Origin of the sequence: Streptomyces sp. XY431 (assembly GCF_001279805.1) — a bacterium.
Lineage (GTDB): Bacteria > Actinomycetota > Actinomycetes > Streptomycetales > Streptomycetaceae > Kitasatospora > Kitasatospora purpeofusca.
The window spans coordinates 1-13,981 of the sequence record NZ_LGDO01000109.1 but is presented as its reverse complement, the minus strand read 5'-3'; the positions used below and the strand labels follow the sequence as shown (position 1 = coordinate 13,981).

9 protein-coding genes and 1 pseudogene are annotated in these 13,981 nt (G+C 73.0%); 2 read left to right on the top strand and 8 right to left on the bottom strand.

Features of this window, described 5'->3' with window-relative positions:
• Positions 1 to 836 (bottom strand): annotated as a pseudogene (locus tag ADK60_RS47625) (hypothetical protein); the annotation flags it as partial.
• A gap of 342 nt (positions 837 to 1,178) precedes the next feature.
• On the opposite strand from ADK60_RS47625, the gene polX reads away from it, so the two are divergent.
• On the top strand, positions 1,179 to 2,909 hold the full coding sequence (gene polX / locus ADK60_RS14125) for a DNA polymerase/3'-5' exonuclease PolX (RefSeq protein WP_053646126.1): 1,731 nt from the start codon (positions 1,179 to 1,181) through the stop codon (positions 2,907 to 2,909).
• 343 nt (positions 2,910 to 3,252) lie between these two features.
• Here polX and ADK60_RS14120 read toward each other — a convergent pair whose 3' ends face one another.
• Both ADK60_RS14120 and ADK60_RS47620 read right to left on the bottom strand, forming a co-directional pair.
• Positions 3,253 to 3,936, bottom strand: coding sequence for a response regulator (locus tag ADK60_RS14120; protein WP_234371079.1), 684 nt, complete (start codon positions 3,934 to 3,936; stop codon positions 3,253 to 3,255).
• Positions 3,937 to 4,171: 235 nt separating this feature from the next.
• On the bottom strand, positions 4,172 to 5,518 hold the full coding sequence (locus tag ADK60_RS47620) for a sensor histidine kinase (protein WP_079008349.1): 1,347 nt from the start codon (positions 5,516 to 5,518) through the stop codon (positions 4,172 to 4,174).
• A gap of 522 nt (positions 5,519 to 6,040) precedes the next feature.
• Here ADK60_RS47620 and ADK60_RS14110 point away from each other — a divergent pair.
• Positions 6,041 to 6,826: a (2Fe-2S)-binding protein gene (locus tag ADK60_RS14110; RefSeq protein WP_234371078.1), complete on the top strand. Its 786-nt coding sequence runs from the start codon at positions 6,041 to 6,043 to the stop codon at positions 6,824 to 6,826.
• Positions 6,827 to 6,910: 84 nt separating this feature from the next.
• On the opposite strand, the gene ADK60_RS14105 is transcribed toward ADK60_RS14110, so the two are convergent.
• The 5 genes from ADK60_RS14105 to ADK60_RS14085 all read right to left on the bottom strand — a co-directional run bounded on the left by ADK60_RS14105 (position 6,911) and on the right by ADK60_RS14085 (position 13,962).
• A complete protein-coding gene (locus ADK60_RS14105) occupies positions 6,911 to 7,849 on the bottom strand; it encodes an NHL repeat-containing protein (RefSeq protein ID WP_053646122.1) in 939 nt (312 codons plus the stop codon).
• Between the two features lie 366 nt (positions 7,850 to 8,215).
• The gene (locus ADK60_RS14100) at positions 8,216 to 9,331 is read right to left on the bottom strand and encodes a hypothetical protein (RefSeq protein ID WP_053646120.1); all 1,116 of its coding nucleotides are present in this window, start codon (positions 9,329 to 9,331) and stop codon (positions 8,216 to 8,218) included.
• A gap of 163 nt (positions 9,332 to 9,494) precedes the next feature.
• Positions 9,495 to 11,159, bottom strand: a complete 1,665-nt coding sequence (locus ADK60_RS14095; RefSeq protein WP_053646118.1) for an alpha-amylase family glycosyl hydrolase — start codon at positions 11,157 to 11,159, stop codon at positions 9,495 to 9,497.
• Between the two features lie 286 nt (positions 11,160 to 11,445).
• Positions 11,446 to 12,072: a bifunctional 4-hydroxy-2-oxoglutarate aldolase/2-dehydro-3-deoxy-phosphogluconate aldolase gene (locus tag ADK60_RS14090; protein ID WP_045944647.1), complete on the bottom strand. Its 627-nt coding sequence runs from the start codon at positions 12,070 to 12,072 to the stop codon at positions 11,446 to 11,448.
• Between the two features lie 339 nt (positions 12,073 to 12,411).
• Entirely contained in the window at positions 12,412 to 13,962 is a 1,551-nt protein-coding gene (locus ADK60_RS14085) for an N-acyl-D-amino-acid deacylase family protein (RefSeq protein WP_079008348.1), read from the bottom strand.
• Positions 13,963 to 13,981 lie beyond the last annotated feature (19 nt).

Below are 13,981 nucleotides of genomic sequence, written 5' to 3'. Positions count from 1 at the left end.
CCCCCGCCCCAACCCCCCCCCCCACCACTGCCGGGACCGCCGAACCCGCCGCCCGAGGCCCAGCCGGCGCCCGGGATACCCGGCTCGCCGTACATCCCGGCGAGCAGCCACTGACGGGCCTCCGGCGGCTCCGACGACCCCCGGTCCACCACCCTCAGCTCGACCCGGGCGGGCTCGGCCGTCCACGCGTCCGACCCACCGAACGCTCCCCCGGTGAACGCCCCCTTGCCGAGTGCCCCCCTACCGAGGGAGCCCTTCCCGGAAGCACCCCGACCGAACACCCCTCCCGGCCCCACCCCTCCCCGAGTACCCAGCAGGCCGTCCGGCCCCGGCAGCGGATCGGCCCGGACCAGCACCCTGGCCCCCGCCGGACTGCGACGGATCGCGTGATCGACCAACCCGGCCAGGGCCGCCTCCAACCGCGGGGCGTCCGCGATCACGACCGGCAGCCCCACCGGAAGCCGCACCACCACCGAGGCTCCCCGGCCACCGCCCCGCAGCACCCGTCCGACCACCTCGGCCACCTGCACGTGCCTCGCGTCCGGCACACAGCCGCCGGCCCGGTCGATCCAGCGCAACCGCTCCAACTCCGGCCGTGACAACAGCTGTGGTCCGGCCATGCCGCCGGCCACGGACCGGCCCGAACTCCCGGCACCCACCGTCCCGATCGGCGCGGCGAGCATCGCCCCGTGCCGGTCCGGCTCCGGCCGGCCACCCCCACCCACGCCCTTGAGCAACCGCGCGCCCACCAGTGCCCCGGACCGCCCGAGCGGGCCGAGCCCACCCAGCGCCCGGGCACCCGACGCGACGTAGCCCCAGAGCTTCCCGCCTGCCATCGTCCTGCCCCTCGTCCCTCGCGGACCCGATCCGCCACCCCGTGGCGGACCGGTGCGGGCTGCTTCCCCGGCCCTGCGCCAAGCCTGCGCCCCCGCCGCCCGGGTGACAATCCGGCCCCGGGGCCACACCAGCCGCTGCTACCCCGCCGACCAGCGGGGCCGCCCTCCGGCAATCGGCGGGAGCACCACACCGGCGCGCGTCGGTCCGCACGCGCCCCCACTCCGGCCACCGGTCCCTTCCGCGCACCGGCCGTGACTTCTCCCGCACCCTTCTCCCCCCACTCGCCGACGGATGCCCGCGGACACCCGGCCCGATCCGACCGGCGAACCTAGACTGACCCCATGGCCCGGCTCAACGACAAGGTCAGGGAGCTGCTGCAGGAGTACGCCGATCTGATCTCGATCGCTGGCGGCGACGCCTTCCGCGCCCGCGCCTACGAGAAGGCCGCCCGAGCAATCGGCGGCCACCCCGTGGACATCGACGGCCTCGACGCGAAGGGGCTCCAGCAGATCCCCGGGGTCGGCAGGTCCACCGCCGAGAAGATCGCCGAGTACCTCACCGGCGGGCGGATCGAGGCGCTGGAGACGCTCCGGGCCGAGATCCCGGCCGGAGTGCGCGCGATGATGTCCGTCCCCGGCGTCGGACCGAAGCGCGCGCTCGCGCTCTACCGTGACCTCGGCATCGCCTCGGTCGACGAACTCGCCGAGGCGATCCGCGCCGACCGGCTGAGCGAGGTCCCCGGCCTGGGCGAACGTAGCGGCGAGAAGATCCTGCACGGCATCGAACTGATCCGGCAGTCCGGCGGCCGGACACTGCTGGACGCCGCCACCGCGCTGGCCGACCGGATCGTCACAGCACTGACGGCCGTACCGGGGTGCACCCGCTGCGCGTACGCGGGTTCGCTGCGCCGGATGCGCGAGACGGTCGGCGACATCGACATCCTGGCCACCGCCGAGGATTCGGCACCCCTGATGGCCGCGCTGACGGCGCTTCCCTACGCGGCCGAGGTGATCGGCACCGGGCCGACCAAGACCTCGATCCGCACCACGGACGGGATCCAGGTCGACCTGCGCGTGGTCCCGGAGGAGGACTGGGGCGCGGCCCTGGTCTACTTCACCGGCTCGAAGGCGCACAACATCAAGCTCAGGACGATGGCGGTGCGGGCCGGCCTGAAGCTCTCCGAGTACGGGCTGTTCGACGCCGAGGGCGGCGGGAAGATCGTGTCGGCGAGCGAGGACGGGGTGTACGCCGCGCTCGGCCTGCCCTGGATCGCGCCGCCGTTGCGCGAGGACCGGGGTGAGATCGAGGCCGCCCTGCGCGGCGAGCTGCCGGAGCTGGTGACCGAGGCGGACCTCCGTGGCGACCTGCACACCCATACCGATCTCACCGACGGGCTGGCCACCCTGGAGGAGATGATCGACACCGCGGCCGCCCGAGGCTACGCGTACTACGCGGTCACCGACCATGCCCCCGACCTGGTGATGCAGCGGATGACGGACGAGAAGATGCTCGCCCAGCGTGAGCAGCTGCGCGAACTGGCCGGGCGGCACCGTCGAATGCGACTGCTGCACGGCACCGAGTTGAACATCGGACCGGACGGCACTGTCGACTGGCCGGCCGAGTTCCTGTCCGGTTTCGATGTCTGTGTGGCGTCCGTCCACTCCCACTTCGGCGCGGACCGGGACGCCCAGACCCGTAGGCTGATCCGCGCCTGCGAGAACCCGCACGTGCACATCATCGGCCACCTCACCACCCGCCGGATCGGCCGGCGCGGGCCGATCGACGTCGACCTGGACGCCGTGTTCGCCACTGCCGCCCGGACCGGGACCGCGATCGAGATCAACAGCTCGCCCCAGCGCCTCGACCTGCGGGACGAGGACGTGCTCCGGGCCAAGCGCCACGGCGTGAAGTTCTCGATCGACAGCGACGCGCATGCCACCCCCCACCTCGCCTACCCCAGGTACGGGATCGGCACCGCCCAGCGCGCATGGCTCAGCACCGAGGACGTGATCAACACCTGGCCGTGGCAGCGCCTCAAGCGGTTCCTCCGCAAGGACGCGCTCCGTACCTGACCGTCCGACCGGGACGGTGCGACCAGAGTCGGAAAATTGTCCGATTTATGGGAATTTTTTCTGAATACCCCTGGTGCGGCGGCCGCCCGAGGCGCATCATGGTGGTGGACCTGCGAGGTAGCCGAGGAGGTTCGACCGCAGGAGGCAGTGGCGACAGATCGAGACGGATCAGGGTCTGCCGCTGGTACCTCGGTCGACGATCGAACTACTGGCCGGAGGACGGGACGTCCGGAGGCCACCCCCACCTCGCAGGTTCCGCATGTTCGGCCGGACCCCTCACCGGCCGAACATCCCGCGTCGACGCACCGATGCTCCGGTTCCGGTTCCGGTTCCGGTTCCGCCGCTACGGTGCGGTCGACACCGCGTACCCCATCTCCCACGCGTGCACGGCGATGCCCACCCGGTTCTGCACGCCCAGCTTGCGCTGGATGCTTGCCACGTGTGTCTTCACCGTGCCGGGGGAGATGAAGAGTTCGGCGGCGATGTCGGCATTGGTCCGGCCGCCCGCCACATGACCGGCGATCTCCACCTCGCGTTCGGTCAACGGCGTGGCGGGGGACGATCGGCGGTCCACCCGCCGGGGCGCGGTCACATGCTGGAGCAACCGCACGGTGACCGCCGGGCTGATCAGGCTCTCCCCTCCCGCCGCCGCCCGGACCGCCTCGGCGAGCAACGCCGGCCCGGACCGCTTCAGCAGGAACCCGGAAGCCCCGTGCCTCAGCGCCGGATAGACGTACTCGTCCAGGTCGAAGGTGGTCAGCACCACCACCCGCACGGGCGTGACCGCCCCCGGACCGGCCAGGCGCCTGGTGAGCTCCAGACCGTCCATCCTGGGCATCCGGATGTCCACGAGCGCGACGTCCGGGCGCAGCTCCGCCGCGAGTTCGAGCGCCTCGACCCCGTCGGCCGCCTCGCCGACCACGGTGATGTCGGGCTGGGCCTCCAGGATCCGCCGCACACTCCGGCGGACGGCTTCCTGGTCGTCCGCGATCAGGGTACGGATGGGATCCGGCTTCGGACTCGTCACGCACGGAAGTCTCGCACGACCGGACTCGCTCGGGCCCGGGCCCCTTGACGTCCTGACGGTCGGTAGCAGCGAGATCGGTGGAGACCGAGATGGGTGCGGCGGCCATGGCAGGCCCTCCTTCTGACGCGGGGTACGGTCGATCACGACTACGAGCATCGCCGCTCACCGAGCCGCTGCCATCTGCCGATCGGCACCCTTCTGCGGCCGATTTCTCCCCGCACCCCTGCCGTTCGGCCTAGCGAACCGGCAGTTCGCAGCTCGTCCGCCAACCCGTCGGCCGCAGCGGAGCGGGCTCCACGGGTCCGGACTCCAACGTTCCGCCGTAGACGGCGAGGCGTTCGGCGAGCCCTGACAGACCGGTCCCGCCACCGTCCCGAAGGCGGCGCAGCCCACGGATGCCGCCCGGCGCCCTGCCGTCGTTGCCCACCGACACCCGTACCACCGCGGCCGTCCCGCCCTCGGCCGCCCGGGCCTCCACCCGAACGACCGCCTCCGCGGCACCCGGAGCGTGCCGTCGCACATTCGTCAACGCCTCCAGCACGACCGCGTACGCGGCGCCCTCCGCCTCCATCGACAGCAGGCCCGCCGCCTCCGGCGTCGCCTCCAGTCGGGCCCGGGTGGGACCGGTCCGGTCGAAACGGCCCACCAGCTCCGGCAGGTCGGCCAGCCCGTACACCCGGGTCGCACCGGTCGCACCCGCCGGGCCTCCGATCCCGCCCCGCGGGTCCGCCCCACCGTCCCCTCCGTCCTGGCCGCCGCCCTCGCGCGGCTCCCGCAGCGCCCCCACCATCGCGTCCATCGAGTCCAGTGCGCGCAGCCCGGCCTCCTCCAGCCGTCGAAGCAGCGCCGCCGTCTCCTCCGGTCCCTGGTCGCCCGGCAGTTGACCGGCCTGGGCCTCCAGCACGATGCCGGTGATCTCGTGCGCCACGAAGTCGTGCAACCCCCGCGCCACCTCCAGGCGCTGCTCGCGCCGGGCCTTCGCCACCGCGCGCTCGCGCCGCGCGTCCAGCACCCGCAGATACAGGCTCGCGCCGACCACTACGGCCAGCGGCACCCCCGAGGTCAGGACGGCCAGCACGGAAGCGGTCCAACCACCGTTCGGGGTTCGGACGGTGAAACGCAGCGGCACAGCCAGCACCGCTACGACGGCCAGGGCGCCCACCGGTCCGGCCCACCTCCCCCGGGCCCGTCGGGCCACCCGGCCCGCCAGCATCAGCAGGGCCGCCCACTCGAACGGCAGCCAGAAAGCCGGCAGCCGGTACGGACCGGGATAGACCAGGTCGAGCAGCAAAGAGGCAACGACCACCCCGCCCACCGCACCGGCGAGTGTCACCCGCCCGCTCGGCCACGGCACCGCGGCCACCAGCACCGCCACGGCGGCCATGACGGCCAACAGGAGCGCGGCCGCACGCTGACCTGGATGCGCCAGCGGGACGAGCGCGAGCACGAACAGCGCGGCCACCACCCCCACCGGCCCTCGGAGCGCCTTGAGACGAGTCGCGCCGCCGCGGGGCGCGGGGACGGCGATGGCAGGAACAGCGGACCGGCCGTGGGCCGTGTCCACCGAGGAATCGGCAGGCATACGTCCGAGCCTAAGGTCGCGGCTGCTGGCCGGTCGTCGGCCCCCGAACCGGGCCAACTTCTCGCCAGGAGGGCCGAATCCACCACAAGCAAGGTCAAACTCCCTCGTCCGAGGGAGGTACGAACTCCGGAAAGGGGGGATGTTAGTCCGTGACCGAACAGAGAACCGGACCAGCTCGACCAGGACTCAGGAGAGGACGCCCTCCCATGCGCTTCCGCACCAGCACCACAACCGCCCCGGCCGACTCCTACCGGCCTTCGGGGCACCCGTCCGGGGCCGCCGGGGCGCGGTACCGTTCATCGGGACCGGCACCGGTACTTCCTCGGCCGTCGGACCGGACCGATCCGCTGCCGCGCACCGGTGCCGCCACCACTCGCTCCAACTCGTCGCACGGATCCGGAGAACCAACCCGATGCCCACCCGCAGCCGTCCGTCCTCCGGCCACGGCCGGGCACATCTCGCCCCGTCCCCCGCCGCCGGCCGCGCCACTGCGGCGACGACGGCCGACCGCCGATGAGTGTCGTGTCCGGCCTCGGTCGGCTTGCCGCCGTCGGCCCGTACTTCGCTCTGGACGCGGCCGAGGCGCCCGGGCAGGGCCCGCCGCCGGGCTTTCGACCGCTGCGGGAGTTCTACGCCCCGGGCCAGGACGGCCTGTTGGCAGGCCGGGTCCGGGAGGTCGGCCGGAGGCTGGGCACGACCGAGGCGCGGGTCGCGGCCTCGATCCTGCACCTCGGCCTGGCCTCCAGGTTCTGCTCGGTGGGTCTCGGCGCCGCCGTACTGGTCGGCGAAGTGCCCGACCTGACTCCCGATGAAGCGTGGGTCCGCGTCCCCGAACAGGGGCCGATCGACCTCTGGGCTCCCTGTCCGCCCACGTCGACGGCACGGCCCGCCTCGGAGGACGCGCACACCTCGGCCGATCCGGGCCAACTCGCCGACCGGTTCCGCCGGACCGTCGTCGAGGGGCAGTTGACGGAGCTGGCGGCGGCAGTCCGCTCCACGGTCCCGCTCTCCGACGGGCTGCTCCGGGGAAACGCGGCCTCCGCCCTGGCCGGCGCCCTGCGCATGCTGGACGCCCACATCGCGCAAGCGGCCCCCGACCAGACCTCCGCGGATCCGGGGCTGGCCCGGTTCCTGGTCGCCCACGCGCTCGACCACCCGCCCCTGGCCGGCACCGGAACCCTGACCGTCGGCAGCGCTCGGGCCGGCACCGGGTTCCGACGCACCAGCTGTTGCCTCTACTACCGGGTCGGTCCGCAGGCGGGCGTCTGCGGTGACTGCTGCTTCACCCGACCACCACGCCGCCCCTGAGCCGAAAGGAACCAAGGGTCGAAAGGAGCCAGGGGTGGGCCGCAGGCCCGGCCCACCCGGCGACCCGAACGCAGTCCCGGCGCCCTACCGCTCCAGCGTCGCGGCCAGCAGGTTGGGGTCGCTCCTTGAGTAGAAGGCCGCACTCGAGACATACACCCGATCACCCCGGATCCCGACCGAGGTCGGGTTGGAGAGACCGTCCGAGGCGTCGAGAACGGTGTGCCGAGTACCGTCACCGCGGAGGTAGACAGCCTCGCTGGAGGTGTTGAGCGCTGCGATCAGCTCGTCACCGACCCCGACGAAGGCGAAGTCGTCGAGCCCTGCGAGCCCGTCGGCGCGGACCTCGACCGGGCCGGCGGAGCCGTCCTGACCGATCGGGATTCGCAGCAGCGAGCCACTGTCGGTGTTGCCGACCCAGACGGCACCGCGGTGCACCTTCAGGCCGTTGGCGCCGAAAGCGCCGGTGGGCTTGAGGAGGGCGTCGTCGGACCAGACCACCACCGGGGCGCCGCCGGTCGTCGGCAGGACCCGGACCAGGCCGAGCGCCGAGTCGGCGGAGTACAGCACACCGGCGTGCTCGTCCAACGCGAGGCCGTTGGGCAGGCTGCTCGCGGGGAGGGCGGCGATGCGCTCCGGCTCGCCGCCGGGGCAGAGCCTCCAGATACCGGTGAGGTCCTCGGTGCCGGTGGCGTAGGCGAAGTACAGCGTGCCGTCGTGGGCGCGGGCGAGGCCCGAGACGGCGGCGGCGCCGATGACCGGGGTCGCGGGGTGTGCGGGTGCGGGCATGTCGGCCAGGACGGTGAGCCGGCCGGCGCGGTCGAGGTGGACGACCTGGCGGGCGAAGGAGAGGGTGAGGTCCACCGAGCCGTCGGGTTCGACGGCGATGTTCTCGGGCTGGCGGCCCTGGGACAGATCGAAGTGGGCGACGATCCTGGGCTGCGAGAGCGGTGGTGCGACGGCGACCGCCGGGGTCGCGGCGAGCAGCGCCAAGGCGATGGCGGTGACCGGCACTGCTCCCAGCACCCGGTCGGCAAGAGCGGTACGGGGAGTGCGGGCGACGGAGGACGCATGGACCGCACAAGAGCCGTGAGATGCCGGGCACTTACGGGTAGGGCGGAAGGGGCGAGGCACGGTGGTACTCCTCGGGGACGGCGAACGGACGGGGCGGCGTCCCCCGTCGGCAGAGCACGCCCGATCCTGCCATCCGGGAGGCAGCGGGCTGTGCCGCCACGCGGATCACCCGATCCACCCCACCGGGGCGACGCGCGGGCGTTTCGACGGCTGGGGCCCGCCACCGGCTTGTCCAGGGCCGGTCGCGGGCCGCCGGTCCCCACCCGGATTCGATGCCCCTGTCACCGGGTGAAGTTCTCCCAGGGAGTTGACGGACAATCAGATCGCGACCGCCGACTCCTCCATCTCCTCCTCCACCCCGGGCCCCTCCCCGCGCGCCACGCCGACCCGACCGTCCCGACCCTCGACAGCCCCCACGTCGACCGCGCTCGACGCCGCCGCCCGGCCGCGCCGTTCGTACATCACCGCTCCGACCACGAGCGCACCGGCAGCCGCCAACCACAGCATCAACGTGAGGAGATGACCACCGAAGCCGGCACCGCCATCGAAGTAGAGCAGACTGCGGGCGCCCTCCAGGAAGCCCGCACCGGCCCAGAAGGAGTGCAGCCCACCGAAGAAGCCGTTCTGGAGTTCCGGCCGGTAGACGCCGCCGGAACTGGTGAAGTTCAGCATCACGAACAGCACCATCATCGCCAGCGTGGTCCACCGCTTGAGGAAGGTGTGGAGTCCGATGCCGATCCCGATCACCCCGGCCGAGTAGAGCCAGCCGAGCGCCCAGACCCCGGCCAGGGCGTGGTCCACCACATGGAAGACGGGCCCTGCGGTGAGAATCCCGATCACGCTCACCGCCAAGGACACGCCCAGCCCGACCAGCACCCGGATCCGCATGGCCAGAGCCGCACCCGCCGCACCGATCACCGCGACGCTGCCGTAGGAACCGATGCTGAGCGCGACCAGCAGGAAGAACAGGCCTTGACCGGTGGGGTCGCCCTCGCTCGGCGTGGTGAGGTCCGTGACGGCCAAGGGGACGCCCTGCTGCGCGGTCACACGCTGGAAGACCTTCTCGGCCGCCATCGCCGAGGTGTCCGAGTTGGCCTTTGCGACCAGTAGTTCAGGGTGGCTCGTATCGGGGAGGAAGGCGCCGACCAGGCCCCGGTCCCGCAGTCCCCGTTCGGCGGCGCCCCGGTCCGGCAGCGTGGTGACGTCCAGCGCGTCGCCCGCCCTGCTCTGCACAACCCCGGCCAGCGCCCGCGCCTCCGGGGTGGCGCCGACGACGGCGACCTTCAGATGGTGCGGCTCGGGCTGGTGGAAGGCGCCTTGGTAGGCGAGCGCCATACCGAGGCACATCAGCAGCGGGGTGAGCAGGTGGAACGTCAGGTGCTTGAGCGAGTGCCCCACGGCGGGCGCGGCGACTGTGGTCCGGGGTGTGCTCATGAAGTTCGGTCCGTCCTCCGGCGGTCGCCAGTGAGAGATGGCGGTGAAGGATGGTAAATACAACCATCTAGATGCAGTGTACAACCACCTCGGGGGCGGGCCGAAGCCCGCCCCCGATCAGCCCGTCCCCCGCAGAGCGGCGACGCCACCGGCGCCAGGCCCGTCACCCCAGGTCGAAGACCCCGTACGAGAACCCGTCCGCCCGCAGCTCACCTGCCGCTTCGATCCGCACACCCTGGACCTCCAGCGGGGTGACCCGGCCCACCCGGCCCGCCCTTCCCGCCCGGTCGGCCCGGGCGGCCCGGTCCGACGCCCCGACGCCGTCCACAAGTCCGCCCAACAGCCCGTCGAGCTGGAGAACCGCCGGTTCCCGCCGCGGGTTGATCACCACCAGGTACCGCCCGGCCCGGGTGTACACCAGCGGGTACCCGGCGTGCCGGACCTCCACCGAGCCCCGCGCCCCGAGCCCCGGGTGCTTGCGGCGCAGCGCGATCAGCCGCCGCACGGTGTGCAGCAGCGAGGTCGGGTCGGCCCGCTGGGTGGCGACGTCCGGCCGGCGCGGGTCCGGATCCACCGGGAGGTAGAGCCGTTCCGCCGGGGCGGCCGAGAAGCCCGCGTTCGGACCGGGCGCCCACTGCATGGGCGTGCGCGAGCCGGCTCGGTTGTACGTCGGGCCGAGCACGCTGCCCTCGACATCGGGGAGGTCCGGCACATAGCGCATGCCGATCTCGTCGCCGTAGTACACCGCGGGCAGGGTGGGCCAGGTCAGCACCAGGGCGAAGGCCGGGGCGAGTTGCTCGGCGGTGCGCGGGCCGGTCGCGAGCCGGGAGAAGTCGTGGTTGGCGGTGGGGAGGGCGATGTTCCCGGCGCCCTCCGTCAGTTGGGCCGCCGAGCGCCAGGCGTCCAGGAACACCCGGGGCGTGCCGCGCCCCTCGGCCTCGAAGTAGCACGGGCCCTGCTTCCAGAACTCCTCCACTGTCCCGGCGTTGTTGTTCCAGAGCGAGCGCAGCGGCAGGCCGTGGTCCGGGCCGCCGAACTGGAGCAGGAAGTCCGCGTGGAAGCCCGCGGCGACGGCGGCCGCCGGGTCGCCCCATTCGGCGAACAGCGCGGCCTGCGGGTGGTCGCGGTCGAGCCAGTCACGCAGCTCGCTCCAGAGCTTGCCCGTCTCGGCGAAGCCCGGGTCGTCCTTGACCAGGGAGGACGCCATGTCGACCCGGAAACCCGCCAGCCCCAGGCCGAGCCAGTGCGCCATGATCCCGCGCAACGCGGCGCGGTTGGCGCGAGGCCCCTCGGCGTCGACGGGCTGGCGCCAGGGCTGTTCCGGGTCCTCGCGCCCGTAGCCGAAGTTGAGCGCCGGCTGGCACTCGAAGAAGTTCGGCCGGTACCAGCCGGCCCGACCACCCGGGGAGGCGACGAAGCCGTCCACCGGCCGGTCGGACCAGATGTAGCGGTGGTCGGACGGATCCTCGGCCGAGGCCCGGAACCAGGGGTGCTGGTCGGAGGTGTGGCCGGCGACCAGGTCCAGCAGGATCCGGATGCCCTTGCGGCGCGCCGCCTCGACCAGGGTGGCGAGGTCGTCGGCCGTCCCGTAGCGCGGGGCGGGTGTGAGGTAGTCGGTGACGTCGTACCCCGCGTCGCGGAAGGGCGAGGCGAAGCACGGGTTCAGCCAGACCGTGTCCACGCCCAGCCAGGAGAGGTGGTCGAGGTGCTCGGTGATGCCCGCGAAGTCGCCGATGCCGTCGCCGTCGGAGTCGGCGAAGGTCTGGGGGTAGATCTGGTACAGGACGGCGTCGCTCAGCCAGTCGGGGCCGGGGCGGGTCGAGGTCATGGGTGGGATCCTCCTACCGGGTGCCGGGGGGCTACCGATTCTCGTCGAATCCCCGTCGCCCCAACAGTCCGGCTCGGCCACTCCCGGACCGGCGCGGGACTCCTGGAAGGAGCCCCCAGCCGCGCCGCGCGCCCTCCCGAGCCCCTCCCACTCCTTCGCGCCCCACGATTGGCACCCGCCGTGTCGGGCATGGCACCCCGCAAGACGTCGCACCTCGTGACCGGCCTCTGGAGAGAAGGACGCCGACGCACCCCCTCCGCACCCGCCTCCGAACCCGTCACCCCTGCTACCGAGGCGCGCAGGCCTCCGTGAACGCCCGGGCCCGGCGGGTGATCTCCGCCCAGTCCCCGGCCGCGACGACCTCCGGCGGCACCACATCCGTCCCGGCGCAGACGGCGAGTGCTCCGTGCGCCAGGAACTCCGCCGCGTTGCCCGCGTTGACACCGCCGGAGGCGACCAGCGGGACATCGGGGTACGGGCCCCGCAGATCCTTGAAGTAGCCGGGGCCGAACGCCCGAGCCGGGAAGATCTTCACCGCCGCGGCACCGAGGTCCACCGCCTGGGCGACCTCGGTCGCGGTGAGGGCGCCGAGGATCACCGGGACTCCTGCCGCGTGTGCGACATCCGCCACCTCGGGCCGCAAACCGGGCGTGACCAGGAAGGACGCCCCGGCAGCGAGCCCCTGCTCGGCCTGGTCGGCGGTGAGCACCGTCCCGACCCCGACCCGGTGGCCGGCCTGTGCCGCCCGGTGCAGGTGGGTTGTCACATCGGGTGTGGTGAAGGTGAATTCGGTCCAGGTGATACCGCCCTCGGCGAGCGCGGCGCAGAGCGCGGCGGCGTCCGGTATCCGTGGCGCACGGACGACCGCGACCACCGGGGAGGCGGCGAACGCGGCACGCGCAGCCTCCGCCATGGCGGCAGCGGAGGACGTGCAGCTCCCGGAGCCCAAACTCCCGGTGCCCCGGTTCCCTGAACTCGGGCGCCCTGAACTCGGGCTCCCTGCGCTCGGGCTCCCGGAGCTCGGACCCGCAGGCTTCCGATCCACGAAACCCGCTTCGACCGACTTCGGATCAACTGAACTCGAATTCACGGCGTTCGCTTCCATTCCACTCGGATTCGCTGGGCACTCGGATTCGCTGGGCACCCTGATTCACGGGGCACTCTGATTCACGGGAACCGACCCCGCCACCCCGCCACCCCACCGCCACCCGCCGCCCGCCACCGGCGGGTTCGGCTCCACAGCACGCGGCCGTCATATCGCCTCCGCCCCGCGCCCCGTCCGGCGCAGGGCCCGACCGGGCCGTGCGCCCGTGGTGCGACCCTGCTCCACCACGGCCACACCGTTCACGTAGACGTGTTCCACACCGACGGCGGGCCGCCTCGGCTGCTCGAAGGTGGCGGCGTCCTGGACCCGCTCGGGGTCGAAGAGGACCAGATCGGCGTGGAACCCGGGGACGATCCGTCCGCGCCGGTGCAACCGCAACCGGGCCGCGGGCCGACCGGTCATCCGGGCGACCGCCTCCTCCAGCGTGAGCACGCCGGACTCGCGGACGTACCGGGCCAGGTAACGGGGGAAGGTCCCCCAGGCCCGCGGATGCGGGCGCGCGCCGACCAACAGCCCGTCGCTGCCGACGGTGTGCACGCGGTGGCGCATGATCGCCCGGACGTTCGCCTCGTGGCCGACGTGCTGGAGGATGGTGGTGGCCAACTCGTCGCGGAGCAGCAGATCGAGGAAGACCTCGGTGCCGCTCCGGCCCTGCTCGGCGGCGAGTTCGGCGACGGTCCGGCCGACCGCGTCGGCGAGTTCGGGGGCTCGGACGCCGGAGAGCTGGATGGTGGTCCAGTCGGTGACCACGCCGTGGCAGCCGTCGCTGCCCTTCTCCTCCACCTCGTACCGGATCCGCTCGCGCGCGACCGGGTCGCCGAGGCGCGCCAGGGTGGCCTGCGGTCCGCCTTCGGTGGCCCAACTGGGCAGCAGGGCGGCCAGGGTGGTGGATCCTGGCAGGTAGGGATAGCTGTCCAGGGTGAGGTCAACGCCGTCGTCGAGAGCGCGGTCGAGCAGAGCCAGCAGCTCACCGGCGCGGCCCTCGTTGACGCCGAAGTTCATGGTGGCGTGGGTGAGATGGAGCGGGCAGCCGGACCGCCTGGCGATCTCGACCATCTCCGCGTAGCCCTCCAACGCGCCTGCCCCGTAGGAGCGTTGGTGGGGGGCATGGAAGCCTCCGAAGCCGGCGACGACCCGGCAGAGTTCGACCAGCTCGGCCGTTCCGGCGTACATCCCCGGGGTGTACGTCAGGCCGCTCGACATCCCGACCGCGCCCTCGACCAGCCCCTGCGCCAACAGCCCGCGCATCCGGTCGAGTTCGGCGGCGCTCGGGGCCCGGTTCTCCCAGCCCATGGCGAGCATGCGCAGCGAGCCGTGCGGCACCAGGTAGCAGGCGTTGACGGCGGGACCGGTCCGGTCCAGCCGGTCCAGGTAGCCGCCGACGGTGCGCCAGTCCCAGTCGAGGTCGTCCGGGTCCCCGTTCCAGCCGGCGATCTGGCGGCGGAGCGCGGGCAGGGTGGTGTCGTCGACCGGCGCGTAGGAGAGGCCGTCCTGGCCGAGGACCTCGCAGGTCACCCCCTGGGTGACCTTGGCCGGGTGCTCCGGTTCGCGGAGCAGGGCGAGGTCGGAGTGGGCGTGCATGTCGATGAACCCGGGCGCCAGGACCAGCCCGTCCGCGTCGACCGTCCGCGCCGCACCAGCACCCGACCGGCCCACGCCACCTGCGCTGCCGGTGCCCCCCGCCCCCGACCGGCTCACACCACCTGCACTGCCGGTG